General features: G+C 60.5%; 25 protein-coding genes and 1 pseudogene. 12 read left to right on the top strand and 14 right to left on the bottom strand.

The window, feature by feature from the left end; translation table 11 throughout:
• Positions 1-2: 2 nt before the first annotated feature.
• The 6 genes from AB7M25_RS01335 to dadA all read right to left on the bottom strand — a co-directional run bounded on the left by AB7M25_RS01335 (position 3) and on the right by dadA (position 6269).
• A complete protein-coding gene (locus tag AB7M25_RS01335; protein ID WP_454236906.1) occupies positions 3-1925 on the bottom strand; it encodes an acetyl-CoA hydrolase/transferase C-terminal domain-containing protein in 1923 nt (640 codons plus the stop codon).
• Between the two features lie 259 nt (positions 1926-2184).
• Positions 2185-2607 carry a c-type cytochrome gene (locus tag AB7M25_RS01330; RefSeq protein WP_429387167.1) on the bottom strand — a complete coding sequence of 141 codons (423 nt, stop codon included), beginning with the start codon at positions 2605-2607 and terminating at the stop codon, positions 2185-2187.
• A gap of 182 nt (positions 2608-2789) precedes the next feature.
• Positions 2790-3338, bottom strand: a complete 549-nt coding sequence (locus tag AB7M25_RS01325) for a cupin domain-containing protein (RefSeq protein ID WP_007975150.1) — start codon at positions 3336-3338, stop codon at positions 2790-2792.
• 128 nt (positions 3339-3466) lie between these two features.
• Positions 3467-4540 carry an alanine racemase gene (gene alr, locus AB7M25_RS01320; RefSeq protein ID WP_454236905.1) on the bottom strand — a complete coding sequence of 358 codons (1074 nt, stop codon included), beginning with the start codon at positions 4538-4540 and terminating at the stop codon, positions 3467-3469.
• A 99-nt stretch (positions 4541-4639) separates the two neighbouring features.
• Positions 4640-4993 (bottom strand): RidA family protein, encoded by a 354-nt coding sequence (locus tag AB7M25_RS01315; protein WP_095964325.1) that lies wholly within the window; start codon positions 4991-4993, stop codon positions 4640-4642.
• Complete coding sequence (gene dadA / locus AB7M25_RS01310) at positions 4965-6269, bottom strand: D-amino acid dehydrogenase (protein WP_126048278.1); 1305 nt, start codon at positions 6267-6269, stop codon at positions 4965-4967. Before dadA ends, AB7M25_RS01315 begins: the two co-directional genes overlap by 29 nt.
• A gap of 157 nt (positions 6270-6426) precedes the next feature.
• Here dadA and AB7M25_RS01305 point away from each other — a divergent pair, with 157 nt between their 5' ends.
• A complete protein-coding gene (locus AB7M25_RS01305) occupies positions 6427-6915 on the top strand; it encodes an Lrp/AsnC ligand binding domain-containing protein (protein WP_007975155.1) in 489 nt (162 codons plus the stop codon).
• Positions 6916-7050: 135 nt separating this feature from the next.
• Here the strand turns inward: AB7M25_RS01305 and AB7M25_RS01300 are convergent, their stop codons facing one another.
• Positions 7051-7404: a YkgJ family cysteine cluster protein gene (locus AB7M25_RS01300; RefSeq protein ID WP_429387046.1), complete on the bottom strand. Its 354-nt coding sequence runs from the start codon at positions 7402-7404 to the stop codon at positions 7051-7053.
• Between the two features lie 147 nt (positions 7405-7551).
• On the opposite strand from AB7M25_RS01300, the gene AB7M25_RS01295 reads away from it, so the two are divergent.
• Positions 7552-8859: an NAD(P)/FAD-dependent oxidoreductase gene (locus AB7M25_RS01295; protein ID WP_429387043.1), complete on the top strand. Its 1308-nt coding sequence runs from the start codon at positions 7552-7554 to the stop codon at positions 8857-8859.
• 116 nt (positions 8860-8975) lie between these two features.
• Here the strand turns inward: AB7M25_RS01295 and AB7M25_RS01290 are convergent, their stop codons facing one another.
• Positions 8976-9221: a DUF1127 domain-containing protein gene (locus tag AB7M25_RS01290; protein ID WP_454236904.1), complete on the bottom strand. Its 246-nt coding sequence runs from the start codon at positions 9219-9221 to the stop codon at positions 8976-8978.
• A gap of 179 nt (positions 9222-9400) precedes the next feature.
• On the opposite strand from AB7M25_RS01290, the gene AB7M25_RS01285 reads away from it, so the two are divergent.
• A complete protein-coding gene (locus AB7M25_RS01285) occupies positions 9401-10834 on the top strand; it encodes an aminotransferase-like domain-containing protein (RefSeq protein WP_454236903.1) in 1434 nt (477 codons plus the stop codon).
• Between the two features lie 60 nt (positions 10835-10894).
• The gene (locus AB7M25_RS01280) at positions 10895-12469 is read left to right on the top strand and encodes a phospholipase D family protein (protein WP_454236902.1); all 1575 of its coding nucleotides are present in this window, start codon (positions 10895-10897) and stop codon (positions 12467-12469) included.
• 79 nt (positions 12470-12548) lie between these two features.
• Here the strand turns inward: AB7M25_RS01280 and AB7M25_RS01275 are convergent, their stop codons facing one another.
• The gene (locus AB7M25_RS01275; protein ID WP_429387033.1) at positions 12549-13691 is read right to left on the bottom strand and encodes an MFS transporter; all 1143 of its coding nucleotides are present in this window, start codon (positions 13689-13691) and stop codon (positions 12549-12551) included.
• Between the two features lie 192 nt (positions 13692-13883).
• Positions 13884-15377: an aldehyde dehydrogenase gene (locus AB7M25_RS01270; RefSeq protein ID WP_007975163.1), complete on the bottom strand. Its 1494-nt coding sequence runs from the start codon at positions 15375-15377 to the stop codon at positions 13884-13886.
• 235 nt (positions 15378-15612) lie between these two features.
• On the opposite strand from AB7M25_RS01270, the gene AB7M25_RS01265 reads away from it, so the two are divergent.
• Both AB7M25_RS01265 and AB7M25_RS01260 read left to right on the top strand, forming a co-directional pair.
• Complete coding sequence (locus tag AB7M25_RS01265) at positions 15613-15975, top strand: cupin domain-containing protein (RefSeq protein ID WP_116579750.1); 363 nt, start codon at positions 15613-15615, stop codon at positions 15973-15975.
• Positions 15976-16143: 168 nt separating this feature from the next.
• Positions 16144-16362, top strand: a complete 219-nt coding sequence (locus AB7M25_RS01260) for a peptidase inhibitor (RefSeq protein WP_116579751.1) — start codon at positions 16144-16146, stop codon at positions 16360-16362.
• A 95-nt stretch (positions 16363-16457) separates the two neighbouring features.
• On the opposite strand, the gene rpmG is transcribed toward AB7M25_RS01260, so the two are convergent.
• On the bottom strand, positions 16458-16613 hold the full coding sequence (rpmG, locus tag AB7M25_RS01255) for a 50S ribosomal protein L33 (RefSeq protein WP_003177274.1): 156 nt from the start codon (positions 16611-16613) through the stop codon (positions 16458-16460).
• 11 nt (positions 16614-16624) lie between these two features.
• The gene (gene rpmB, locus AB7M25_RS01250) at positions 16625-16858 is read right to left on the bottom strand and encodes a 50S ribosomal protein L28 (protein WP_007975166.1); all 234 of its coding nucleotides are present in this window, start codon (positions 16856-16858) and stop codon (positions 16625-16627) included.
• A gap of 445 nt (positions 16859-17303) precedes the next feature.
• On the opposite strand from rpmB, the gene AB7M25_RS01245 reads away from it, so the two are divergent.
• Complete coding sequence (locus AB7M25_RS01245; protein ID WP_429387030.1) at positions 17304-18890, top strand: ABC transporter substrate-binding protein; 1587 nt, start codon at positions 17304-17306, stop codon at positions 18888-18890.
• A gap of 131 nt (positions 18891-19021) precedes the next feature.
• Here AB7M25_RS01245 and radC read toward each other — a convergent pair whose 3' ends face one another.
• On the bottom strand, positions 19022-19696 hold the full coding sequence (gene radC / locus AB7M25_RS01240; protein ID WP_429387029.1) for a RadC family protein: 675 nt from the start codon (positions 19694-19696) through the stop codon (positions 19022-19024).
• Between the two features lie 135 nt (positions 19697-19831).
• On the opposite strand from radC, the gene coaBC reads away from it, so the two are divergent.
• From coaBC to argB, 4 genes and pseudogenes are all read left to right on the top strand, one after another.
• Entirely contained in the window at positions 19832-21040 is a 1209-nt protein-coding gene (gene coaBC / locus AB7M25_RS01235) for a bifunctional phosphopantothenoylcysteine decarboxylase/phosphopantothenate--cysteine ligase CoaBC (RefSeq protein WP_102700099.1), read from the top strand.
• Positions 21041-21045: 5 nt separating this feature from the next.
• Entirely contained in the window at positions 21046-21501 is a 456-nt protein-coding gene (gene dut, locus AB7M25_RS01230; RefSeq protein ID WP_007975171.1) for a dUTP diphosphatase, read from the top strand.
• Between the two features lie 260 nt (positions 21502-21761).
• Positions 21762-23138 (top strand): annotated as a pseudogene (locus AB7M25_RS01225) (phosphomannomutase/phosphoglucomutase); the annotation flags it as partial.
• A gap of 17 nt (positions 23139-23155) precedes the next feature.
• Positions 23156-24061 carry an acetylglutamate kinase gene (gene argB, locus AB7M25_RS01220; protein WP_007975174.1) on the top strand — a complete coding sequence of 302 codons (906 nt, stop codon included), beginning with the start codon at positions 23156-23158 and terminating at the stop codon, positions 24059-24061.
• A 179-nt stretch (positions 24062-24240) separates the two neighbouring features.
• On the opposite strand, the gene pyrE is transcribed toward argB, so the two are convergent.
• Positions 24241-24885 (bottom strand): orotate phosphoribosyltransferase, encoded by a 645-nt coding sequence (gene pyrE, locus AB7M25_RS01215; RefSeq protein ID WP_007975175.1) that lies wholly within the window; start codon positions 24883-24885, stop codon positions 24241-24243.
• An 81-nt stretch (positions 24886-24966) separates the two neighbouring features.
• Between pyrE and AB7M25_RS01210 the strand changes: the two genes are divergently transcribed.
• Positions 24967-25746 carry an exodeoxyribonuclease III gene (locus tag AB7M25_RS01210; RefSeq protein WP_003176915.1) on the top strand — a complete coding sequence of 260 codons (780 nt, stop codon included), beginning with the start codon at positions 24967-24969 and terminating at the stop codon, positions 25744-25746.
• Positions 25747-25813: the final 67 nt, after the last annotated feature.

Below are 25813 nucleotides of genomic sequence, written 5' to 3'. Positions count from 1 at the left end.
TGTTATTGCGCGGTGGCTTTCAGGCCGGCCAGCAGCAACCGCTGATACAACTCCTCCTTCAGTCCTTCAGGATTGGCCAGCTGCATGCGCTCCAGATGCTCCGGGAACGCTGCTGCCTCCGGCGCATCCAGCGCCGCCTTGCCCAGCTCCAGCACCTCGCTCAGCTTGAACTTGCTCTTGAGCCAGTTCAGCGCCCGCAACACATCTCGCTCGACCTCGGTGAAATCACACCCCAGCGGATACTCCGGAAAAAGCCGCGGATGCCGCGCCTGGATCTCCTGCAACCGCTGCGGACTGTTATCGGTAAAGCGCGGATCGAGACGGAAGTCCTTGGGCAATTTGCCGACCTTCTGCGCCTGTTCAATCAATCCCGACTGAAAACGCGAGTCGCTGATATTGAGCAAGGCCTCGATCACTGCCACATCGGTTTTGCCACGAAGATCGGCGATGCCATATTCGGTGACCACCATGTCCCGCAAGTGCCGGGGAATCGTGCAGTGGCCATACTCCCAAACGATGTTCGAGCTGACATCGCCGCCAGACTCACGCCAGCTGCGCAGCAGCAACACCGAGCGCGCGCCTTGCAGCGCATGCCCCTGAGCCACGAAGTTGTATTGCCCGCCTACGCCGCTGAGCACACGTCCGTCTTCGAGCTGATCCGCCACCGCGGCACCGAGCAAGGTCACGGTGAACGCGGTGTTGATGAACCGCCCATCCAGACGCTGCAAGCGCTTGAGTTCTTCCTGACCGTAGAGCTCGTTGATGTAGCTGATGCGGGTCATGTTGAATTCGAGCCGCTTGTTTTGTGGCAATTCGCGCAAGCGTTCGTAGTAGCTGCGCGGACCGAGGAAGAAACCACCGTGCACCGAGATGCCATCGGTTTGCGCAGTCTCGTCGAGGGTGCCGGCATTCGCCTGTTGCTGGGTCGCCACGTCCGGGTAAACCTTGCGCCGCACGATTCCGGCATCGGCCAGCACCAGCAAGCCGTTGACGAACATTTCGCTACAGCCATACAGGCCTTTGGCGAACGGTTCGATGCCGCCCTCGCGCTCGATCAGTTGCGCCCAGTGGTTGAGGTTTACGTCGGCCAGCAACGCCTTGTAAGCGTTGTTGTCCGCTTGCCGCGCCAGCAGCGCCGCCGTCAGCGCATCGCCCATGGAGCCGATGCCGATCTGCAACGTACCGCCGTCACGCACCAGGGTGCTGGCATGCAAGCCGATGAAATGGTCCTGACACCCCACCGGCATGTTCGGCGTGGAAAACAGCGTGGTGCGGTCTTTCTCATCGATCAGCAGGTCGAAGGTGTCGATGCCGATTTCCGCATCGCCGGGCATGTAAGGCAGATCGTTGTGCACCTGGCCGACCATCAGGATGGTTTCTCCGGCGGCACGGCGCTTGGCGATCATCGGCAACAGGTCGAGGGTGATGTCGGGATTGCAGCTCAGGCTCAAGCGGTCGGGATGCCCGGCATGGCTGGCCACCAGTTGCGCCACCAGGTTCAACCCGGCGGCGTTGATGTCCCGCGCCGCATGGCTGTAGTTGCTGCTGACGTAATCCTGCTGCGCCGTGGCACTGTTGAGCAGGCTGCCCGGCTGCATGAAAAACTGCTGGATGTGGATGTTGCCCGGGAGTTGATCACGACGCAGGTCGGCGAGGAAATCCAGCTCCGGATAATCGCCGAAAACCCGTTCGACAAAGGGTTCGAGGAAGCGCTTCTGCAATCCGTCGCCCAAGGGCGGGCGGCCCAGGCACAACGCGGTGTAGATCGTCAGCCGCCGCTCGGGCAGTTGGGCGATTCGTCGATACAACGCGTTGACGAAGTGATTGGGTTTGCCCAGGCCCAGGGGCAAGCCCATGTGAATGTGGACCGGCAACCGCGCCAGTACGTCATCGACCGCCTGCTCGATAGAACACAACTGCACCATCGGATCCTCCCTCATATTCCATGAATTGGGGTTAGACCGAGCTTGCCGGGTCTTGGCTGCAATGAACAGCCTGTACCGGCCAATCGCCCGACACAAATACCTTGTAGGAGCGAGCTCGCTCGCGATGGTCGTCAACGATAACGCGGCGATTCTGACACCCCACGGCGCCTTCGAATTCATCGCGAGCAAGCTCGCTCCTACAGGGATTGGGGGCACAAAAAAACCGTCCGAAGACGGTTTTTTGCAGAAGATCTGGCGCTTATTTCAGGCCGGACATCTTCTGGATGGCGCCTTTGAGCTCGGCATCGGAGCAGTCGGCGCAGGTACCTTTAGGCGGCATCGAGTTGATACCGGTAATGGCTTTGGCCAGGATGCCGTCGAGGCCGCCCTGGTGATCGGCACGTTCTTTCCAGGCAGCGGCATCACCGATTTTCGGTGCGCCCAACAGGCCTGAACCGTGGCAAGCGTTGCAATGTTTTGCAATCACTTCATCCGGAGTCTTTGCACCACCGCCGCCGCCAGCTGCAGCGGCCACTTCCATGCCCTTGCACTCTTTGCCCTGAACACAGACCTGGCCGACTGGCTCAAGGCGTTTGGCGATATCGTCGTTGGTCGCAGCCTGAGCGCTGACACTGACAGCCCATAGGGCCAATACGGTTGCTGGTGCAGCCAGCATTTTCATAATTAGGTTCACGCGTTCACCCTCAATGGTGGCTAGTCACGCCTACGGCCACGGTTCGCAGGCGGGCGCAAGTATAGCGGTAAGCCCGCCGCACTGAAACAACCCCAAAGTCGCAAGGGTCTTAGGCTGTGGCGGAAAAACGGCCCGGGCGCCTCTGCGATGCTGGCAGGACGCCTCTTTTCTTAGAAATTCGCCGGCGTGGCTGCGCTGATTAGTCGCGCAGGCGCATCGAACGGATTCCGGAAACGGTGTGGCTTGGTACTTTCAAAGTAGTAGCTATCACCGGCTTCGAGGACAAAAGTTTCGAGACCGACCACCAGTTCCAGTTTTCCTTCGACCAGGATGCCGGTTTCCTCACCCTCATGGGTGAGCATCTCGTCACCGGTGTCGGCGCCTGGCGGATAGATTTCATTGAGGAATGCGATAGCCCGGCTCGGGTGGGCCCGACCGACCAGTTTCATGGTCACGGCGCCATCGGAAATATCGATCAGCTCGTTGGCCTTGTAGACAATCTGGGTCGGCTTTTCCTGCAGGATTTCTTCGGAAAAGAACTCGACCATGGACATGGGAATCCCGCCCAACACCTTGCGCAACGAACTGATCGAAGGGCTCACGCTGTTCTTTTCGATCATCGAAATGGTGCTGTTGGTGACACCCGCCCGTTTGGCGAGCTCACGCTGGGAAAGGCCTTTGAGCCTACGGATGGATTGCAGTCGTTCACCGACGTCCAAAGCTTGCGCCTCCAGGATTCAAGATTATTGGAATAGTGGACGTTATCATGGCGACAGCGTTCAGTATTTACAACACCTTGACCTGAATCCTGCTCAGCGAGGCGACTTCCGGTCTGGAGCCTTGCGCACTAAGCCCCGGAATAGAGCAGTGGCACCCGGCGCAGGTTGCAGAAAATCTGGTAAGGAATCGTCCCGGCTGCCATGGCCACATCACTGGCGAGGATGTTTTTGCCCCACAACTCGACGGTCGAACCGAGACCGGCCTGCGGTACATCGGTCAGGTCGATGCAAAGCATGTCCATCGACACCCGGCCGATCAACTGGCTACGCTGCCCGGCAACCAGCACGGGGGTGCCGGTCGGTGCCAGACGCGGGTAGCCGTCGGCGTAACCCATGGCCACCACACCAATGCGCATCGGTTTGGGCGTGATGAACCTGGCGCCGTAACCGACTGGCTCGCCAGCCGGCAGTTCGCGGACACTGATGACTTTCGACTCAAGGGTCATCACGGGTTGCAGGCGTGAGGCAACTTCGTTGGCCTCTTCGAACGGCGTGGCGCCATAGAGCATGATGCCGGGACGTACCCAATCGCTCGGAATCTGCGGCCAACCAAGCACCGCCGGCGAGTTGCGCAGGCTGACCTCGGCGGACAAGCCCTTGCGCGCCGCTTCAAATACCGCCACCTGATCGGCACTGGCTTGTTCGTGCAGTTCATCGGCACGCGCAAAGTGGCTCATCAGCACGACCTTCGCGACCTTGCCGCTGGCCAGCAGCCGTTGGTAGGCGGCCTGATAATCCGCCGGGTGCAGCCCGACGCGGTGCATGCCCGAATCGAGTTTCAGCCACACGGTGATCGGTTTGCTCAACGCCGCTTTCTCGATGGCTTCGAGTTGCCACAGCGAATGCACCACGCACCAGAAATCATGCTCGACGATCAGCGCCAGCTCATCGGCTTCGAAAAAACCTTCCAGCAGCAGGACAGGTGCACGAATGCCCGCCGCCCGCAGCTCCAGCGCCTCTTCGATACAGGCCACGGCAAACCCGTCCGCCTCGGCTTCCAGCGCCTGGGCGCAACGCACCGCGCCATGGCCATAGGCATCAGCCTTGATCACCGCGAGGGCCTTGGCCCCCGTGAGCTCACGGGCGATTCGGTAGTTGTTGCGCAGGGCTTGAAGGTCGATCAGGGCACGGGCAGGACGCATGGCGGCAGACTTCTGGTCGGGTTATCGGGAAAAAAAACCGGCGCTGGCTGACAGCGTGAACCACCAACAGCACCGGGAGAGGGATCTTTTCTGACAGGCTTATGGCAGAGCTGCGACAACTGACAGCTCGACCAGGATTTCCGGTTCGCACAATTTCGATTCAACGGTGGCACGGGCCGGGGCGACGCCTTTTGGCAGCCAGTTGTCCCAAACCGCGTTCATGCCTTCGAAATGCGCATCGATGTCTTTCAGGTAAATCGTCACCGACAGCAGGTTGTGCTTGTCGGTGCCGGCCAGATCGAGCAAACGCTCGATGTTGGCGAGGGTTTCACGGGTCTGCTGTTCAATCCCGGCGTTCATGTCGTCGCCTACCTGTCCGGCCAGGTAAACCGTGCCGTTATGGGTGACGATCTGACTCATGCGCTCATTGGTGAGCTGGCGCTGGACTGACATGCTTTGCAGACTCCTGGGTTTTGTTGCCATAACGGGAAATATCGAGGCCTTCGGCGCTGATCTGCGGCTTTCTCTTGGCCATCAGGTCCGCCAGCAAGCGACCGGAGCCGCACGCCATGGTCCAGCCGAGAGTGCCGTGACCGGTGTTCAGGAACAGGTTCTTGAACGGGGTGGCGCCAACGATCGGCGTGCCGTCCGGAGTAGTCGGACGCAGGCCGGTCCAGAAGCTGGCCTGAGCCAGATCGCCGCCCTGAGGATAAAGATCGTTGACGATCATCTCCAGGGTTTCCCGGCGACGCGGGTTCAGCGACAGGTCAAAACCGGCGATTTCAGCCATCCCGCCAACGCGGATGCGGTTGTCGAAACGGGTGATCGCGACCTTGTAGGTCTCATCGAGAATGGTCGAGGTCGGGGCCATCGCCGAGTTGGTGATCGGCACAGTCAGGGAGTAGCCCTTGAGCGGGTACACCGGCGCCTTGATCCCCAGCGGCTTGAGCAGTTGCGGCGAGTAGCTGCCCAGGGCCAGCACGTAGCGGTCGGCGGTTTCCAGCTTGCCGTCGATCCACACGCCATTGATGCGGTCACCGGCGAAGTCGAGGCGCTGAATGTCCTGGCCGAAGCGGAATTGCACACCGAGGTTCGCGGCCATTTCTGCGAGCTTGGTGGTGAACATCTGGCAGTCGCCAGTCTGGTCGTTCGGCAGGCGCAGGGCACCGGCGAGGATGTCAGTCACGCTGGCCAGCGCCGGCTCAACACGAGCGATGCCTTCGCGGTCGAGCAGTTCGAACGGCACGCCGGACTCTTTCAGCACGGCGATGTCTTTCGCGGCGCCGTCGAGTTGAGCCTGGGTGCGGAACAGTTGGGTGGTGCCGAGGCTGCGGCCTTCGTAGGCGATGCCGGTTTCGGCGCGTAGTTCATCGAGGCAGTCACGGCTGTACTCGGACAGGCGGACCATACGCTCCTTGTTCACTGCATAACGGCTGGCGGTGCAGTTGCGCAGCATCTGTGCCATCCACAGGTACTGGTCGATGTCGGCAGTGGCCTTGATTGCCAGGGGCGCGTGGCGCTGCAACAGCCACTTGATGGCCTTGAGCGGCACACCCGGTGCGGCCCACGGCGAGGCATAACCCGGCGAGACCTGCCCGGCGTTGGCGAAACTGGTCTCCATGGCAGCAGCCGGCTGCCGGTCGACGACCACCACTTCAAACCCGGCACGGGCCAGATAATAAGCACTGGTGGTACCGATGACGCCGCTGCCCAAGACCATGACGCGCATTTTCATATCCCTCATCGCGGCTAACCGCTGACGTTTGTTGTTCAGAGCTTTAGATGCGCGCAGTGTAAAAAAGATTTGCCAGTGCTTTTCACTATATAAGCGCCTATATTTGGCGACAATTCTCGGCAAAAACCCTTTTCACGGAGGCGCATCCCCTATGCGGACCAACACTCAGACTAAACGTGAGCTGGACAAGATCGACCGCAACATCCTGCGGATCCTGCAAGCGGACGGGCGGATTTCCTTTACAGAGCTGGGGGAAAAGGTCGGGCTCTCGACCACGCCCTGTACTGAGCGGGTCCGGCGGCTGGAGCGCGAGGGGATCATCATGGGCTACAACGCTAGGCTGAATCCGCAACACCTGAAGGGTAGTCTGCTGGTGTTCGTCGAGATCAGCCTGGATTACAAATCCGGCGATACGTTCGAAGAGTTCCGACGTGCGGTGCTGAAATTGCCCCATGTGCTGGAGTGTCACCTGGTGTCAGGGGATTTCGACTACCTGGTGAAGGCGCGGATTTCCGAGATGGCCTCGTACCGCAAGTTGCTGGGCGACATCCTGCTCAAGCTGCCGCATGTGCGGGAATCCAAGAGTTATATCGTGATGGAAGAGGTGAAGGAGAGTTTGACTCTGCCGATTCCGGATTGAGATTGGCGGTGTCTGTTCAGCCGCTTTCGCGAGCAAGCCCGCTCCCACAGTTGATCGCAGCCGTACACAAATCTGTGGCCACTGAAGATCCAATGTGGGAGCGGGCTTGCTCGCGAAGGCAGCGACTCGGTCTATCTAGACCAGCACTTGCCGGGTGCTGGCCATATACTCGAACACCTGCTTCTCCACCCGCGGATGAATCAACTCCACCGGCCCGCGCCCATTGGGGCATGGCAAGGTCCTGGTGGTGCCGAACAACCGGCAGATCAGCGGCCGTTCGTCATACACAGTGCAACCATTGGGCCCCAGATGCACACAGTTGAGTGCTTCCATGGCGGCATCCTGCTCGGCGCGCGTCTTGCGCGGCAGGCGCGACATTTCTTCCGGCGAGGTGGTCACCGGCCCGCAGCAGTCATGGCAGCCGGGGACGCACTCGAACGAGGGAATCTGTTGGCGCAATGTGCGGATTGTCTGGCTGTTGCAGCTCATTGCAGCGGTGTCCCAAAGCGGAATAGAGCGCGATTCTGACGCAAAAGCCCCGATCCAGACAGCACCAGCCGACCAATGTTGCCCGTCCGGGAAGGTCCGGCATATGCTCCGTCAAATTTTCTAAACGCAAGAATCAGGAACACGCACATGACCCCACGTGCTCAACAGCCTGCTCTGAACCACACCGCGTCCTACTACGCCGCCACCAGCCTGCCGCAGCCCGAACTTCCGGTGCTCAAAGGCGAAGTGCTGGCCGATGTCTGCGTGGTGGGCGGCGGATTTTCGGGGTTGAACACGGCGCTGGAGCTGGCCGAACGCGGCCTCAGCGTGGTGTTGCTTGAAGCCCACAGAATCGGTTGGGGCGCCAGCGGACGCAATGGAGGGCAACTGATTCGCGGCGTCGGCCACGGCCTTGATCAGTTCACCAACGTCATCGGTGCCGATGGCGTGCGGCAAATGAAACTCATGGGCCTGGAAGCCGTGGAAATCGTCCGGCAACGGGTCGAGCGCTTCCAGATCCCCTGCGACCTGACCTGGGGTTACTGCGACCTCGCCAACAAGCTCCGCGACCTTGAAGGGTTTGCCGAGGATGCCGAAGAACTGCGCAACCTCGGATATCGCTACGAGACCCGATTGCTGCAAGCCAATGAGATGCACACCGTGGTCGGCTCCACACGGTACGTCGGCGGCCTGATCGATATGGGTTCGGGGCACCTGCACCCACTGAACCTGGCCTTGGGCGAAGCGGCGGCGGCGCAACGGCTGGGAGTCCGACTGTTCGAGCGGTCGGCCGTGACCCGCATCGACTATGGCCCCGAGGTCAAGGTCCATACCGCCGAGGGCTCGGTGCGCGCCAAGACCCTGGTGCTGGGCTGCAACGCCTACCTCAACAACCTCAACCCGGAACTCAGCGGTAAAGTCCTGCCCGCCGGCAGCTACATCATCGCCACCGAACCACTGAGCGAGGAACAGGCCCACGCCCTGCTGCCGCAGAACATGGCGGTCTGTGACCAACGGGTGGCGCTGGACTACTACCGGCTTTCGGCGGACCGGCGCCTGCTGTTTGGCGGCGCCTGCCATTACTCCGGCCGCGACCCGAAAGACATTGCCGCATACATGCGCCCGAAAATGCTCGAGGTTTTCCCGCAGCTGAGCGCAGTGAAGATCGATTACCAATGGGGCGGCATGATCGGCATCGGCGCCAACCGCCTGCCGCAGATCGGACGACTCAAGGAACAGCCGAACGTGTATTACGCCCAGGCTTATTCCGGTCATGGTGTAAATGCCACGCACCTGGCCGGCAAGCTGCTGGCCGAAGCCATCAGCGGCCAGCACAGCGGCGGCTTCGATCTGTTCGCCCGGGTTCCGCACATCACCTTCCCCGGCGGCAAGCATTTGCGCTCGCCGTTGCTGGCGTTGGGGATGTTGTGGCATCGGCTGAAAGAGTTGGTCTGAAGGATTGTCGGTGTCAGCTCTGACGCCTTCGCGGGCAAGCCCGCTCCCACAGGTACAGCGGCGATCCTGTGGGAGCGAGCTTGCTCGCGATGAGGCCCTGAAGAACACTGCAAAGCTCAGATCCGCCAGAAAGGCTTCAACCCCTCCTCCAGCGCCTGCTCCCGCGTCAGCCCGACATCCTTGAGCTGATCCGGTGTCAGCGCCAGCAACGCCTTGCGCGTGTGCAGCCGGCGCCAGAACTGATCCCAACGACTCTGGCCGGACGACGCATTGTGCATGCCCGCCTCCCGCGCCCCGTTGTTCTGCCCTGTCGCCAGTTCCTGACTGTGTAATGTCAGCCGCACATCGCTCAAACCGTTCATCTTGGATGCTCCTGTTTACTTGGGTAGCCAGAGGTTCCATGATGCGTGGGCGCACAAAAGCATTACAGATTCAAAACAACTGTATTAACTCCATACAGCTTTACCGATTCCGCCACTGAATCCCGATTTTTCATCTGATCTGTACTGGTTGACCGAATCATCCCTATCGAGGCTGCATCATGACCCTTTACGTCAACCTGGCCGAACTGCTCGGCACGCGTATCGAACAGGGCTTCTATCGCCCCGGTGACCGGCTGCCCTCGGTACGGGCGCTGAGCGTCGAGCACGGCGTCAGCCTGAGCACGGTGCAGCAAGCCTATCGGGTGCTGGAAGACAGCGGGCTGGCCACGCCACGTCCCAAGTCCGGGTACTTCGTCCCGGCCAGCCGCGAACTGCCGGATTTGCCGGCAGTCGGCCGCCCGGCCCAACGGCCGGTGGACATCTCCCAATGGGATCAGGTGCTGGAGTTGATTCGCGCCGTGCCGCGCAAAGACGTGGTGCAACTGGGCCGCGGCATGCCGGACATCACCAGTCCAACCATGAAGCCACTGTTGCGCGACCTGGCACGGATCAGCCGGCGGCAGGACATGCCCGGTCTGTATTACGACAACATCCACGGTAACCTCGAACTGCGCGAACAGATCGCCCGCCTGATGCTCGATTCCGGCTGCCAGTTGGGCGCCAGCGACCTGGTAGTGACCACCGGTTGCCACGAAGCGCTGTCCACCAGCATTCGCGCGATCTGCGAACCGGGAGACATTGTGGCGGTGGACTCGCCGAGCTTTCACGGTGCGATGCAGACCCTCAAGGGCCTGGGCATGAAGGCCCTGGAAATTCCCACCGATCCACTGACCGGCATCAGCCTCGAAGCGCTGGAACTGGCCCTGGAGCAGTGGCCGATCAAGGTCATACAGTTGACCCCCAACTGCAACAACCCGCTGGGCTACATCATGCCCGAGTCGCGCAAACGCGCGTTGTTGACGCTTGCCCAGCGCTATGACGTGGCGATCATCGAGGACGATGTGTATGGCGAACTGGCCTACACCTATCCACGCCCGCGCACGATCAAGTCCTTCGACGAGGACGGTCGCGTCCTGTTGTGCAGTTCGTTTTCCAAGACCCTCGCGCCCGGCCTGCGCATCGGCTGGGTTGCACCCGGCCGCTATCTGGAACGGGTGCTGCACATGAAATACATCAGCACCGGCTCCACCGCGCCGCAACCGCAGATCGCCATCGCCGAATTCCTCAAAGGCGGCCATTTCGAACCGCATTTGCGGCGGATGCGCACGCAATACCAGCGCAATCGCGACCTGATGATCGATTGGGTAACCCGCTACTTCCCGGCCGGCACCCGCGCCAGTCGCCCACAAGGCAGCTTCATGCTGTGGGTCGAACTGCCGGACGGCTTCGACACCCTGAAACTGAATCGCGCATTGCACGACCAGGGCGTACAGATTGCCGTGGGCAGTATTTTTTCCGCCTCCGGCAAATACCGCAATTGCCTGCGCATGAACTACGCTGCCAAGCCAACACCGCAGATCGAAGACGCGGTGCGCAAGGTCGGTGCGACAGCGATCAAACTCCTGGCGGACACCGATCAGCTCAGCGACTGACTTTTATTGGTGAATCAGCGTCCATATGCCTGACTATGCCGCCAAACGGAACGACCCTACGTGAGAGTCAGACAGCCCCTGCTTGCTCTTGTGCTACTCGCCGCGTTCCTGGGCGGTTGCGCCAGCCTCGACGTACAGCGTATTCCGAGCCAGGCGCTGCCGGCTTCAGACTCCGCATTCGGCCGCTCGGTCCAGGCACAGGCCGCGCCTTACAAGGGCCAGTCAGGCTTCCGCCTGCTATCGGACAGCACCGAGGCCTTCACCGCCCGCGCCGAACTGATCCGCAATGCCCAAAGCAGCCTCGATTTGCAGTACTACATCGTGCACGACGGCATCAGCACACGCATGTTGATCGAGGAATTGCTCAAGGCCGCCGACCGAGGTGTGCGGGTGCGGGTACTGCTTGATGACACGACCAGCGACGGCCTGGACCGCGTCATTGCCACCCTCGCCGCGCATCCGAAAATCCAGATCCGCGTGTTCAATCCGCTGAACCTGGGCCGCAGTACGGGGGTGACACGTACCGTAGGCCGACTGCTCAACCTGTCGCAACAGCATCGACGCATGCATAACAAGTTGTGGCTGGCGGACAGCAGCATGGCCATCGTCGGCGGGCGAAATCTGGGGGATGAGTATTACGATGCCGAGCCCAACATGAATTTCACCGACATCGACTTGCTCGGTGTCGGCCCGGTTGCCGAGCAACTCGGGCACAGTTTCGACCAATACTGGAACAGCGCCCTGAGCAAGCCGATCGACGAATTCCTGTCGAGCAAACCCACCCTGCGCGACCTGGAAAACACCCGCACCCGACTGGAAGAGTCCCTGGCGGAAACACGCAAACAGAATCATGCGCTCTACAAACACTTGATGACCTTCGCCACCCATCCGCGCCTGGACATCTGGCGCCGCGAACTGATCTGGGCCTGGAACCAGGCATTGTGGGATGCGCCGAGCAAGGTACTGGCCAAGGGCGAGCCCGATCCGCAGTTGCTGCTGACCACGCAATTGGCGCCTGAACTCGACGGCGTCCGCAAAGAGCTGATCATGATTTCGGCTTATTTCGTGCCTGGCCAACCGGGGCTGGTGTACCTGACCGGGCGCGCCGATGCCGGCGTTTCGGTGAGGTTGCTGACCAATTCACTGGAAGCCACGGACGTTCCCGCGGTTCACGGTGGGTACGCGCCCTATCGCAGGGCATTGCTGGAACACGGCGTGAAGCTGTACGAATTGCGTCGTCAACCCGGCGAGGGAGGCGGCAGCGGTAGCGGGCCGCATCTGTTTTCCAGCAGCTCTTATCGCGGCTCTGATTCCAGCCTGCACAGCAAGGCGATGATCTTCGACCAGCAGAAATCCTTCATCGGCTCGTTCAATTTCGATCCGCGCTCAGTGCTGTGGAACACCGAGGTCGGCGTGCTGGTGGACAGTCCGGAATTGGCTGCACGGGTCCGCGAACTGGCGCTGCAGGGCATGGCGCCAGCCCTGAGCTATCAAGTGGAGCTGGAGAACGGTCAGATTGTCTGGAGTACGGAAGACGACGGAAAAATGCACACCCTGACCAAGGAGCCAGGGAGCTGGTGGCGTCGTTTCAATGCCTGGCTGAGCGACACGGTTGGGCTGGAGCGCATGTTGTAGCCCCCTCAAAAGATCGCAGCCCTGTAGGAGGTGCCGAAGGCTGCGATCTTTTGATCTTTTGATCTTTTGATCTTTTGAGCTAAGCCGGCTGCACCGCACCAAATGCCCCTTGCCGCGACACCACGATCAACACGCCCAAGGCCCCGACCGCCATCAGCAACGGCAACGCATGGCCGCTGATCCACTGGCTGCCGGCGCCCGCCAGCAACGGCCCGACCAGACAACCGATGCCCCACAGCTGGGCGATGTGCGCGTTGGCCCGCACCAGCGCATCATCGCGATAACGCTCGCCGATCAGGATCAGCGACAAGGTGAACAAGCCGCCGGCACTGGCGCCAAACAAGACCCACAGCGGCCAGATCAGCAGCGTATCGATGAGCATCGGAATCGCCAGGCTCGACACCAGCAAGACAAAGGCGCAGCCGGTAAACAACGCCCGGCGCGACAAGCGATCGGCCAACGCACCAATCGGCAATTGCAGCACCGCATCGCCGACCACCACCGTACTGACCATCGCCAGGGCGATCTCGGTGGTGAAGCCCTGGCGCAGGCAATAGACCGGCAGCAGCGTCAGAATCATCGCTTCGAACGCGGCGAACAGCGACACCGCCCAGGCAATCGCCGGCAGGCCACGACAGAAAGCGAGCAAATCACTCAAGGTCACGCTGCTGGCTTCGCTACTCGGTGCACCACTGCGGCCCAGCAACAGGAGCGGAGCCGCCATCAGCAAACCAACACCCACCCAAAAGCCATAATCGTGTTCGGTACCGATAAAACCCAGCAACACCGGGCCTGCCAGCTGACTCAGTGCATAGCTGCTGCCATACAGCGCCACCAGCCGCCCGCGCCACTCCTCGACCACCAATTGATTGATCCAGCTTTCACCAATGATGAATACGAGGGTCAGGATCACGCCGATCATCAATCGCAGCACCAACCAGACCGGATAACTCGGCAACAGCGCCAGCAATCCGATCGAAACCGCCCCGGCCCACAGGCACAGGCGCATCAGATTGGCGGTACCGAATCGCGCCGCCAGATGGCTGGAGATTTTCGCGCCCAACAGGACGCCGATGGCCGGCATCGCGGCCATGACGCCAATGGCAAACGAGCCGTAGCCCCAGCTCTCCAGGCGAAACGACACCAGCGGCATGCTGACGCCCAGGGCCAGGCCGACACTCAGGACAGATGCCAATACGGCGAAATAAGTCGCCCAACGCATGTTCCACGCTCCTGTGGATTGATTTTTTCTTCAGGACACACAAAACAAATGTGGGAGCGGGCTTGCTCGCGAAGAGGCCATCACATCCAACATCAAGGTTGGCTGATACACCGCCTTCGCGAGCAAGCCCGCTCCCACAAGGGATCTGCGTCGTTCGGGAGGCCTGCTACCCGGCAGGCCTCCCTCACAAGCTTACAGCTTGATCCAGGTTGCCTTCAGCTCGGTGTACTTGTCGAACGCGTGCAGGGACTTGTCGCGACCGTTGCCGGACTGCTTGAAGCCACCGAACGGAGCGGTCATGTCGCCGCCATCGTACTGGTTGACCCAAACGCTACCGGCACGCAGTGCGCGGGCGGTGAGGTGAGCCTTGGAGATATCGGCAGTCCAGACCGCAGCCGCCAGGCCGTACGGCGTGTCGTTGGCGATCGCGATGGCCTCTTCGGCGCTGTCGAATGCGATGACCGACAGTACCGGGCCGAAGATTTCTTCCTGGGCGATTTTCATCGCATTGCTCACGCCGTCGAAAATCGTCGGCTCAACGTAAGTGCCGCCAGTTTCCTGGAGGGTACGCTTGCCACCGGCCACCAGCTTGGCACCGTCGGCATGGCCGGACTCGATGTAGGACAGCACGGTGTTCATCTGTTGGGTATCGACCAGCGCGCCAACATTGGTCTCCGGATCCAGCGGGTTGCCCGGCTTCCAGGTTTTCAGCGCTTCGATCACCAGCGGCAGGAATTTATCCTTGATCGAACGCTCCACCAGCAGACGCGAACCGGCGGTGCAGACTTCGCCCTGGTTGAAGGCGATGGCGCCAGCAGCGGCTTCGGCAGCTTCCTGCAGGTTCGGCGCATCGGCGAAGACGATGTTCGGACTCTTGCCGCCGGCTTCGAGCCAGACGCGCTTCATGTTCGACTCGCCGGAGTAGATCAGCAGTTGCTTGGCGATTTTGGTAGAGCCGGTGAATACCAGTGTGTCGACGTCGTTGTGCAGGGCCAGAGCCTTGCCGACGGTGTGGCCGTAACCTGGCAGCACGTTCAACACGCCTTTCGGAATGCCGGCTTCGACGGCCAGAGCGGCGATGCGGATGGCAGTCAGTGGCGATTTTTCCGACGGCTTGAGGATCACCGAGTTACCGGTGGACAGCGCCGGACCGAGTTTCCAGCACGCCATCATCAGCGGGAAGTTCCACGGCACGATGGCCCCGACCACGCCGACCGGCTCACGGGTCACCAGACCCAATTGATCATGCGGGGTGGCGGCGACTTCGTCGTAGATCTTGTCGATGGCTTCGCCGCTCCAGCTCAGGGCTTGCGCCGCGCCAGGGACGTCGATGTACAGGGAGTCGCTGATCGGCTTGCCCATGTCCAGGGTTTCAAGCAGCGCAAGCTCTTCGGCGTGCTGTTTGAGCAGGCCGGCGAAACGGATCATGGTGGCTTTGCGCTTGGTCGGCGCCAGGCGCGACCAGACACCGGAATTGAACGTGGCGCGGGCGTTTTCCACAGCGCGCTGGGCATCGGCGGCGTCACAGCTGGCAATCCTGCCCAACAGACGGCCATCGACCGGGCTGATGCACTCGAAGGTCTCGGCGGAAACGGCGTCGGTGTATTCGCCATTGATATAAGCGCGGCCTTCGATTTTCAAATCGCGGGCACGTTGTTCCCAGTCGGCACGGGTCAGGGTGGTCATGCGAGTGTCCTCCTCTTATTGATACGACACCCGCGTTCTTCGCGGGCGCTGTCAGGAATTCTGCCCGGCCAGCCTGCTTTTCGGCCCAAGGCATCCACCACCCTAAACCAGCCGCACATGAAGTTTCAATATATTTGACATAACGCCGGCAAACGGCCTTGCGATGTTCATTTTAATAAACATAGACTTTGGGCTCATCAACCAACCGCGCCGCAATCACGGGGAGATAACAACAATGAACATCCAGAACGTCGTCGACTTCAGCCAGGCCACCACCGCCGCCGAGCGCTACCGCCCGGATCCGGCCAAAGTGCTCAAGGGCGACCCGGAACAAGCGGTGTACAACCACTACAACAGCCCTTGCGGTCAGTTGAATGCTGGCGTGTGGGAAGGTGAAGTCGGACAGTGGACGGTGAATTTCACCGAGCACGAGTACTGCGAGATCCAACAGGGAGTTTCGGTGCTGCGTGACAGCGACGGCAATGCCAAGACCCTGCGCGCAGGCGATCGCTTTGTGATCCCGGCGGGTTTTCGCGGCACCTGGGAAGTGCTGGAGCCGTGCCGCAAGATCTACGTAGCGTTTGAACAGAAGGCTTGAGCCCACCTCGAAACAGTCGCTGACATTCTGCCGCTGGCCCCGGGCAGCGGCACCGGGTAAGACTTGCTGACAGGTGCCCCGTATTTAATTGTCGGGCCGGGAATGCACAGGACGTGCAGCCTCCCGGCGACGTGGGCGCCCCAACCAACAGTCATGCAAGGAGGCAACATGCCAGTCTTACCCGATCAATGCGATCTCGCCATCGCCCAATACACCATCGGCCAGAAATGCACCCCGGAACTGCTTGAAGAGGTTCGCGCCCTGGCCAATGGCGCACCAGTGCGAGCCACTGGACCGAAGTACCCTTCGAGCTGGGACCTGCGCCCGCAACGCATCAACCTGCACACCAATGCCGACAGAATCATCGTCAGCATCAACTGCGGCTGATCCGTTTCGGCGCTGACGAAACAACCTGATTCCCGCGCAACAAAAAAGGCCCGTATCTCGCGATACGGGCCTTTTTTGTAAGAGAGAAAAATCAATTACTTGATTTTGCCTTCTTTGTAGATCACGTGCTTGCGAACAACCGGATCATATTTCTTGATCTCGATTTTGTCCGGGGTAGTACGCTTGTTCTTGTCGGTAGTGTAGAAGTGACCAGTACCGGCGCTCGAAATCAAACGAATCAATTCACGCATGATTAGCTCCCTTAAACCTTGCCATCGCGGCGAAGTTCGGCCAGCACGACAGTGATGCCACGCTTGTCGATGATACGCATGCCTTTGGCAGATACGCGCAGACGCACAAAACGTTTCTCTTCTTCAACCCAGAAGCGGTGATGCTGCAGGTTCGGCAGGAAACGACGACGGGTTTTGTTGTTTGCGTGGGAAATGTTATTCCCGGTTACCGGACCCTTACCGGTAACTTGACATACTCTAGACATGCCTCAGCCCTCTAAAACCACATGCCCAACCCGGCATGGGTTGGCCGCTTAATCTCTCAGTCATTTGGCGCCAGGCGCCGCGTTTCTTTAGAGGTCTTACCGGCTACACCTACAGTGAAGGAACCGGGCCCCTAGAAAAGAGCGCTGCTTTATACCAGAAAGACTGGAGAGCAACAACATTCAGTGTGCGTTGAATTCACAAAATCCCCGTTTTCCGGGCTCCGAGCGCTTTGGACAAAGGCTATCGCCGATGGCGACCGCTCGTCGCAGAGAATCGGGCATTGGGCCAATCAAGGGGGTTTCTCAACCGCTGCACAGCAAAACAGTCGCCTATAGTCCTCTCAAAATGAAAAAGGGGATAGTCATTTGCAAAAGAGCCCACTAGGGTAAGGCTTTTCCAGACTGCACTTGCAGATGGGCCTTCGATCTGTAAAGGAAGCCGACCATGCGCCTCGCTGCCCTACCGCTGTTGCTCGCCCCGCTTCTGCTGAGTCCACAAGCCTTTGCCGCCGCCCTGAGCGTCTGCACCGAGGCCAGCCCTGAAGGGTTCGATGTGGTGCAGTACAACTCGTTGACCACCACCAACGCCTCGGCTGACGTGCTGATGAACCGCCTGGTGGATTTCGACACGGCCAGCGGTAAAGTGGTCGCCAGTCTCGCCGACAGCTGGGAGGTCAGCCCCGACGGCCTGATCTACGCCTTCAAGTTGCACCCTCAGGTAAAATTCCATCGCACCGAGTACTTCACCCCAACGCGCGACCTGAATGCCGAAGACGTGATTTTCAGCTTCGACCGCATGCTCGACCCGGCCAATGCGTGGCACAAAGTCGCCCAGAGCGGCTTCCCGCATGCGCAATCGATGCAGTTGCCGGCGCTGATCAAGAAAATCGACGCCCTCGACCCACAGACCGTGCGCTTCACCCTCGACCACGCGGATTCGACCTTCCTGGCGACCCTGAGCATGGGCTTCGCCTCAATCTATTCTGCCGAGTACGCCGACAAGCTGATGAAGGCCGGCACGCCTGAAAAACTCAACAGCCAGCCGATCGGCACGGGCCCGTTCGTATTCACGCGCTTCCAGAAGGATGCTTCGGTTCGCTATAAAGCCAACCCCGACTACTTCGGCGGCAAACCCTCTGTCGATCCGCTGATTTTTGCCATCACACCGGACGCCAACGTCCGCTTGCAGAAATTGCGTCGCAATGAATGCCAGATCGCCCTCTCGCCCAAGCCCCTGGACGTACAGGAAGCGCTGAAAGAGCCGACCCTGAAAGTCGAAAAGACTGACGCGTTCATGACCGCATTCGTCGGCATCAACAGCCAGCATCCACCGCTGGACAAGCCAGAAGTGCGTCAGGCCATCAACCTTGCCTTCGACAAGGCCAATTACATCAAAGCCGTGTTCGAAGACACCGCCAAAGCGGCCAATGGTCCGTATCCGCCGAACACCTGGAGCTATGCGAAAAGCCTTCCGGGGTATCCGCATGACGTCGAGAAGGCCAAGGCGCTGATGGCCAAGGCCGGGCTCAAGGAAGGCTTCCAGACCACCATCTGGACCCGCCCTTCCGGCAGTCTCCTCAACCCCAACCCGAGCCTCGGCGCTCAACTGCTGCAATCCGACCTGGCGGAAATCGGCATTCAGGCCGAAATCCGCGTGATCGAATGGGGCGAGCTGATCCGCCGCGCCAAGGCCGGTGAGCACGACTTGCTGTTCATGGGCTGGGCCGGTGACAACGGCGACCCGGACAACTTCCTCACACCGCAGTTTTCCTGCGCCGCGGTCAAATCCGGCACCAACTTCGCCCGCTACTGCAATGCGGACCTGGACAAACTGATCAGCGCCGGCAAGACCACCGGCGAGCAAGGCGTGCGCACCAAGCTCTACGAACAGGCGCAGACGCAGATCCAGCAACAGGCGTTGTGGTTGCCCCTGGCTCACCCGACGGCCTTCGCGCTGACGCGCAAGGATGTCGAGGGGTATTCGGTCAGCCCGTTCGGACGGCAGGACTATTCCAAGGTCAACCTCAAATAATCAGACACAACACAAAACCCTGAAGGAGCGAGCTTGCTCGCGATGGTCGTCAACGATAACGCGGGAAGCCAGACACCCCGCAGCGTTCTCGGGTTTATCGCGAGCAAGCTCGCTCCTACAGGGGTCGCGCACTACATCCACCCATACTCAGCCATCGACAGCGGATCGCCATCGCCAATGATGAAATGGTCGAGCACCCGCACATCAATCAACTCCAGCGCCTCTTGCAGACGCTTGGTCAGCACCCGGTCGGACTGACTGGGGCTACTGTTACCCGAAGGATGGTTGTGACAGAGGATCAATGCCGCTGCGTTGTTGGCCAAGGCGCGTTTGACCACCTCTCGCGGATGAACGCTGGTGTTGTCAATGGAGCCCCGAAACAGTGTCTCAAACGCCAGTACCTGATGCCGGGAATCGAGAAACAGGCAACCAAACACCTCGTGTGGCTCATGGCGCAGCATTGATTTCAGGTACTCGCGAACCGCCTGCGGGCTCTCAAGTGCCGGCTTCTGACGCGCCCGCTCGGCCAGGTGGCGCCTGCTCATTTCTTGCGCAGCCTGCAACTGTGCGAATTTCGCCGGCCCCAGCCCCAACTGCTTGCTGAACGCTTCCTGATCGGCTTCTAGCAGCAAACGCAAGCTGCCAAACTGATTCAACAGGTGTCGTGCCAAATCCACGGCGCTTTTACCGACCACACCCGTCCGTAAAAATATCGCCAGCAATTCGGCGTCCGAAAGGCTTCCCGAGCCCTGTTCAAGCAACCTCTCCCGCGGCCGCTCCGCCGCCGGCCAATCGCGAATACTCATAACACCTCCCTGTCTGTGGGCGCCGCTGTTCCGTAGCGGTCGCTGTGATATCGTAGCCCATCTTTTTTGCGGGCGAATTCACCCTGGGGAGGGGGTTTCGCCACGTATGTCACCAACGAATTGAAAGGCAGGCCTATGCAGCGGCTGTATCGGAAACGCATTGTTCTGGGCGTCGGCGGCGGTATCGCTGCCTACAAGAGCGCCGACCTGGTTCGCCGCCTGATCGACCAGGGCGCCGAAGTGCGCGTGGTCATGACCCGTGGCGGCGCAGAATTCATCACCCCGTTGACCATGCAGGCCCTGTCCGGGCACCCGGTCCATCTGGACCTGCTGGACCCGGCGGCCGAAGCGGCCATGGGCCACATCGAACTGGCGAAATGGGCCGACCTGGTGCTGATCGCCCCCGCCACGGCGGATCTGATTGCCCGCCTGGCCCAAGGCATTGCCGATGACCTGCTGACCACGCTGGTGCTGGCCACCGACGCGGTGGTCGCCGTTGCCCCGGCCATGAACCAGGCCATGTGGCGCGATCCGGCGACCCAGGCCAACCTGCAAACCCTCGAGAGCCGCGACATCAAGGTCTTCGGTCCGGCCTCCGGCAGCCAGGCCTGCGGCGATGTCGGCCTGGGGCGCATGCTCGAAGCCCTTGAGCTGGCCCAGTGCGCGGCAGACTGCTTCCAGCGTCAGGCCCTGACCGGCAAACACGTGCTGATCACTGCCGGCCCGACCCAGGAAAACATCGACCCGGTGCGCTACATCACCAACCACAGCTCCGGGAAAATGGGCTTCGCCCTGGCCGAAGCCGCCGTGGAAGCCGGTGCCCGCGTGACCTTGATCACCGGCCCCGTGCATCTGCCGACCCCGGATCGCGTCACTCGCATCGACGTGGTCAGCGCCCGCGACATGCTCGCCGCCTGCGAAGCAGCCATCCCTTGCGACCTGTTCATCGCCTCGGCAGCCGTCGCGGACTACCGCCCGGAAGTCGTCGCCCCACAGAAACTCAAGAAAGATCCTACGAACGGCGACGGCTTGTTGCTACAGATGGTGCGTAACCCGGACATCCTGGCCACCATCGCCACCCGCCCCGACCGCCCGTTCAGTGTCGGTTTCGCCGCCGAGACCGAACACCTGCTCGATTACGCTGCACGCAAGTTGAAAGACAAGAACCTCGACTTGATCGTCGCCAACGACGTCGCCAACCCGAGCATTGGCTTCAACAGCGAAGAAAACGCCTGCAGCGTCATCGATCGCGAGCTTCACGCCACACTTTTCGCCCAGACCAGCAAGAGCAAGATTGCTCGCCAGCTGATCACTTTTATCGCCGAACGTCTGAACCAGGTTTAATTTACATGCACGCTTTGCAAGCCAAGATCCTCGACCCACGCATCGGTACCGAATTCCCGCTGCCGCAATACGCCACACCGGGCTCCGCCGGCCTCGACCTGCGCGCCATGCTGGAGCAGGACACCGTGATCAAGCCGGGTGAAACCGTGCTGATCCCTACCGGCCTGTCGGTCTATATCGGTGACCCGAACCTGGCGGCGCTGATTTTGCCGCGCTCGGGGATGGGCCATAAGCACGGCATCGTGCTGGGCAATCTGGTCGGCCTGATCGACTCCGACTACCAGGGCCCGCTGATGGTCTCCTGCTGGAACCGTGGCCAGACCGAATTCACCATGCCGGTCGGCGAGCGCCTGGCGCAACTGGTGCTGGTGCCAGTGGTGCAGGCTCACTTCGAGATGGTTGAAGAGTTTGTTGAAACCGAGCGCGGCACTGGCGGTTTCGGCCATACCGGTACCCGTTGATACAGATCCATCGTGGCGAGGGAGCTTGCTCCCTCGCCACAAAATTCAAATTGTCATCTGCAACGTTTAGCACCGAAAATCAAGGCATTGCCCGGCCAAACCCCTGCCATCAGGGGCGTCATGGCCCTTTCATACCACGAACTCTCTGTGGAAAACGCCGTCATACCCTTCAGTTTGAACCTGTCGCTGAATGACTCGGCGGCCTGTCCAGCCACTTTCGAGATGGAGCATTTCCACAGATGAACACCCCGGCCAAAATTGCACCCAAGTTCCCTGACAGCATCTTCCGCGCCTACGACATCCGCGGCACCGTCCCGGAATTCCTGAACGCCGAGACCGCTTACTGGATTGGCCGCGCCGTCGGTTCCCAAAGCCTGGCCCAGGGCGAGCCAAATGTGTCCGTCGGTCGCGACGGTCGCTTGTCCGGTCCGGAGCTGGTCACGCAACTGATCAAAGGCATCGCCGACAGCGGCTGCCACGTCAGTGATGTCGGCCTGGTCCCGACGCCGGCGCTGTACTACGCCGCCAACGTGCTGGCCGGCAAATCCGGTGTGATGCTCACCGGCAGCCACAACCCGTCGAACTACAACGGCTTCAAGATCGTCATTGCCGGCGACACCCTGGCCAACGAACAGATCCAGGCCCTGCACGACCGCCTCAAGACCAATAACCTGAGCAGCGGCCAGGGCAGCATCACCCAGGTCGAAATCCTCGACCGCTACACCACCGAAATCGTCCAGGACATCAAGCTGGCCCGTCGCCTGAAAGTGGTCGTCGACTGCGGCAACGGCGCGGCCGGCGTGATTGCCCCGCAACTGATCGAAGCGCTGAACTGCGAAGTGATCCCGCTGTTCTGCGAAGTCGACGGCAACTTCCCGAACCACCACCCGGACCCGGGCAAGCCTGAAAACCTCGTCGACCTGATCGCCAAGGTCAAGGAAACCAACGCCGACATCGGCCTGGCCTTCGACGGCGACGGCGACCGCGTCGGCGTGGTGACCAACACCGGCAGCATCGTCTACCCGGACCGCCTGCTGATGCTGTTCGCCCGCGACGTCGTGGCGCGCAACCCGGGCGCCGAGATCATCTTCGACGTCAAATGCACCCGCCGCCTGATCCCGCTGATCAAGGAATACGGCGGTCGGTCGCTAATGTGGAAGACCGGTCACTCGTTGATCAAAAAGAAAATGAAACAATCCGGCGCCCTGCTGGCCGGCGAAATGAGCGGGCACATCTTCTTCAAGGAGCGCTGGTTCGGTTTCGACGACGGCATTTACAGCGCTGCGCGGTTGCTGGAAATCCTCAGCAAGGAAAAATCCTCGGCCGAAGAGCTGTTCGCGACCTTCCCGAACGATATTTCTACGCCGGAAATCAATATCCATGTGACCGAAGAGAGCAAATTCAGCATCATTGATGCACTGCACGACGCACAATGGGGCGCAGGCGCCGACCTGACCACCATTGACGGCGTGCGAGTCGACTACGCCAAAGGCTGGGGCCTGGTACGCGCATCCAACACCACACCGGTGCTGGTGCTGCGTTTCGAGGCCGATGACGAGGCTGAATTGCAGCGCATCAAGGACGTTTTCAAAGTCCAGTTGAAGCGCGTTGCACCTGATCTCCAACTACCGTTCTGATTCACCCGGAGCCCTGAATGACCCTCGAACGCGAAGCCGCCGCCAACACCGCCAAGGTCCTGTCCGAAGCGTTGCCTTATATCCGCCGATACGTCGGCAAGACCCTGGTGATCAAATACGGCGGCAACGCGATGGAAAGCGAGGAGCTGAAAACCGGCTTCGCCCGCGACATCGTGCTGATGAAGGCTGTTGGCATCAACCCGGTGGTGGTTCACGGCGGCGGCCCGCAAATCGGTGACCTGCTCAAGCGCCTGTCGATCGAGAGTCATTTCGTCGACGGCATGCGCGTCACCGACGCAGCGACCATGGACGTGGTGGAAATGGTCCTCGGCGGCCAGGTCAACAAGGACATCGTCAACCTGATCAACCGTCATGGCGGCAGCGCCATCGGCCTGACCGGTAAAGACGCCGAGCTGATTCGTGCGAAGAAGCTCACCGTCACCCGCCAGACCCCGGAAATGACCACCCCGGAAATCATCGACATCGGCCATGTGGGCGAAGTGGTCGGGATCAATACCGACTTGCTGAACCTGCTGGTCAAAGGCGATTTCATCCCGGTTATCGCGCCAATCGGCGTCGGCGCCAACGGTGAGTCGTACAACATCAACGCTGACCTGGTGGCCGGTAAAGTCGCCGAGGCGTTGAAGGCCGAGAAGCTGATGCTGCTGACCAACATCGCCGGCCTGATGGACAAGTCGGGCAAGGTCCTGACCGGTCTGACGACTCAACAGGTCGACGAACTGATCGCCGACGGCACCATCTACGGCGGCATGCTGCCGAAGATCCGCTGCGCACTGGAAGCGGTCCAGGGCGGCGTGGGCAGCTCGCTGATCATCGACGGCCGCGTGCCTAACGCGATCCTGCTGGAAATCTTCACCGATACCGGCGTGGGCACCCTGATCAGCAATCGCAAGCGTCACTAAGCGATAGCGCAATGAAAAAGACCCCGCTCAGCCAGGCTGAGCGGGGTCTTTTTTATTCCACAATCCCTGTAGGAGCGAGCTTGCTCGCGAAAAACGTCAACGATAACGCGGGGTGCCTGGCGAAATGCGGCGCTCTGACGTGCATCGCGAGCAAGCTCGCTCCTACAAGAGAATTGCGGTTAAACGCCGAACTGGGCGCGGTAGGCTTCGACGGCTGGCAGGTGCTGCTTGAGCTGTGGATCATCCGCCAGGAATTCCAGCACCTGGTTCAGCGAAACGATGCTGATGACCGGGATGCCGAAGTCACGCTCGACTTCCTGGATCGCCGACAACTCGCCATTGCCGCGCTCCTGACGGTTCAGGGCGATCAGCACGCCAGCAGCCTTGGCACCGTCCTGGGAAGCGATGATCTGCATCACTTCACGGATGGCTGTACCGGCGGTGATCACGTCGTCGATGATCAGCACTTCGCCGGTCAAAGGTGCGCCGACCAGGCTGCCGCCTTCGCCGTGAGCCTTTGCTTCCTTGCGGTTGAAGCACCATGGCAGGTCACGGTTGTGATGCTCGGCCAGGGCCACGGCCGTAGTCGCCGCCAACGGGATGCCTTTGTAGGCTGGGCCAAACAGCACGTCGAACGCAATGCCGCTCTCGGCAATGGCAGCGGCGTAGAAACGACCCAACTGCGCCAGGGCCGAACCCGAGTTGAACAGCCCCGCATTGAAGAAGTAAGGACTGGTGCGCCCGGACTTCAGGGTGAACTCACCGAAGCGCAAAACGCCGCGATCGATGGCAAAACGGATGAAATCGCGCTGATACGCTTGCATGAAAAAACCCCAAATACCACGGATTTAGCTAATTAGCTTGACGCCGTGTATCATACACGCACGCGATTTTTGGGGCCATTTATGCGGATCATCAGTGTGAACGTCAATGGTATTCAGGCTGCAGTCGAGCGTGGTTTGCTCAGTTGGCTGCAGGCACAGAATGCCGACGTCATCTGCCTGCAGGACACCCGCGCCTCCGCCTTTGAACTGGACGATCCAGCCTTCCAACTGGATGGATACTTCCTTTATGCCTGCGATGCCGAAGTCCCTGCCCAAGGTGGCGTGGCTTTGTATTCGCGGCTGCAACCGAAGGCTGTCATCAGCGGTCTCGGTTTCGAGACGGCCGACCGCTACGGGCGCTACCTGCAAGCCGATTTCGACAAGGTCAGCATCGCGACCTTGCTGCTCCCTTCGGGGCAGAACGGCGATGAAGACTTGAACCAGAAGTTCAAGCTAATGGACGACTTCGCCCGTTATCTGGATAAACAGCGGCGCAAACGTCGCGAGTACATCTATTGTGGCTCGCTGTACGTGGCGCAACAGAAGCTGGATATCAAGAACTGGCGCGATAGCCAGCAATCTCCGGGCTTCCTGGCGCCTGAACGTGCCTGGATGGACGAGATTGTCGGCAACATGGGCTATGTCGACGCCCTGCGCGAAGTCAGCCGCGAAGGCGACCAGTACAGCTGGTGGCCGGATAACGAACAGGCGGAGATGCTCAACCTCGGTTGGCGCTTCGACTACCAACTGCTGACCCCGGGCCTGCGCCGCTTCGTACGCAGTGCACGCCTGCCACGCCAGCCGCGGTTCTCGCAACACGCGCCGCTGATCGTGGACTACGACTGGACGCTGACCATCTGAGGCGTCGTTTCGCAGACGCCCCGGTCAAAAAAATGCCCGTATCGCAAGATACGGGCATTTTTTATGG

The sequence above is a fragment of the Pseudomonas sp. AP3_22 TE3818 genome, from assembly GCF_053628995.1.
Note: the sequence above shows the minus strand (reverse complement) of the source record. Positions and strands in the feature narration are given on the sequence as shown.

Excerpts from the sequence above, each read along its gene's own strand:
- pyrE (WP_007975175.1), bottom strand. The coding sequence starts at position 24,885 with ATGCAAGCGTATCAGCGCGATTTCATCCGTTTTGCCATCGATCGCGGC.
- AB7M25_RS01305 (WP_007975155.1), top strand. The coding sequence starts at position 6,427 with ATGCGGACCAACACTCAGACTAAACGTGAGCTGGACAAGATCGACCGC.
- dadA (WP_126048278.1), bottom strand. The coding sequence starts at position 6,269 with ATGCGCGTCATGGTCTTGGGCAGCGGCGTCATCGGTACCACCAGTGCT.
- dut (WP_007975171.1), top strand. The coding sequence starts at position 21,046 with ATGCACGCTTTGCAAGCCAAGATCCTCGACCCACGCATCGGTACCGAA.
- AB7M25_RS01330 (WP_429387167.1), bottom strand. The coding sequence starts at position 2,607 with ATGAAAATGCTGGCTGCACCAGCAACCGTATTGGCCCTATGGGCTGTC.
- AB7M25_RS01275 (WP_429387033.1), bottom strand. The coding sequence starts at position 13,691 with ATGCGTTGGGCGACTTATTTCGCCGTATTGGCATCTGTCCTGAGTGTC.
- AB7M25_RS01300 (WP_429387046.1), bottom strand. The coding sequence starts at position 7,404 with ATGAGCTGCAACAGCCAGACAATCCGCACATTGCGCCAACAGATTCCC.
- coaBC (WP_102700099.1), top strand. The coding sequence starts at position 19,832 with ATGCAGCGGCTGTATCGGAAACGCATTGTTCTGGGCGTCGGCGGCGGT.
- AB7M25_RS01265 (WP_116579750.1), top strand. The coding sequence starts at position 15,613 with ATGAACATCCAGAACGTCGTCGACTTCAGCCAGGCCACCACCGCCGCC.
- AB7M25_RS01290 (WP_454236904.1), bottom strand. The coding sequence starts at position 9,221 with ATGAACGGTTTGAGCGATGTGCGGCTGACATTACACAGTCAGGAACTG.
- AB7M25_RS01315 (WP_095964325.1), bottom strand. The coding sequence starts at position 4,993 with ATGTCAGTCCAGCGCCAGCTCACCAATGAGCGCATGAGTCAGATCGTC.
- AB7M25_RS01245 (WP_429387030.1), top strand. The coding sequence starts at position 17,304 with ATGCGCCTCGCTGCCCTACCGCTGTTGCTCGCCCCGCTTCTGCTGAGT.
- AB7M25_RS01285 (WP_454236903.1), top strand. The coding sequence starts at position 9,401 with ATGACCCTTTACGTCAACCTGGCCGAACTGCTCGGCACGCGTATCGAA.
- alr (WP_454236905.1), bottom strand. The coding sequence starts at position 4,540 with ATGCGTCCTGCCCGTGCCCTGATCGACCTTCAAGCCCTGCGCAACAAC.
- AB7M25_RS01210 (WP_003176915.1), top strand. The coding sequence starts at position 24,967 with ATGCGGATCATCAGTGTGAACGTCAATGGTATTCAGGCTGCAGTCGAG.
- AB7M25_RS01335 (WP_454236906.1), bottom strand. The coding sequence starts at position 1,925 with ATGGTGCAGTTGTGTTCTATCGAGCAGGCGGTCGATGACGTACTGGCG.
- rpmB (WP_007975166.1), bottom strand. The coding sequence starts at position 16,858 with ATGTCTAGAGTATGTCAAGTTACCGGTAAGGGTCCGGTAACCGGGAAT.
- argB (WP_007975174.1), top strand. The coding sequence starts at position 23,156 with ATGACCCTCGAACGCGAAGCCGCCGCCAACACCGCCAAGGTCCTGTCC.
- AB7M25_RS01260 (WP_116579751.1), top strand. The coding sequence starts at position 16,144 with ATGCCAGTCTTACCCGATCAATGCGATCTCGCCATCGCCCAATACACC.
- AB7M25_RS01270 (WP_007975163.1), bottom strand. The coding sequence starts at position 15,377 with ATGACCACCCTGACCCGTGCCGACTGGGAACAACGTGCCCGCGATTTG.
- AB7M25_RS01295 (WP_429387043.1), top strand. The coding sequence starts at position 7,552 with ATGACCCCACGTGCTCAACAGCCTGCTCTGAACCACACCGCGTCCTAC.
- rpmG (WP_003177274.1), bottom strand. The coding sequence starts at position 16,613 with ATGCGTGAATTGATTCGTTTGATTTCGAGCGCCGGTACTGGTCACTTC.
- radC (WP_429387029.1), bottom strand. The coding sequence starts at position 19,696 with ATGAGTATTCGCGATTGGCCGGCGGCGGAGCGGCCGCGGGAGAGGTTG.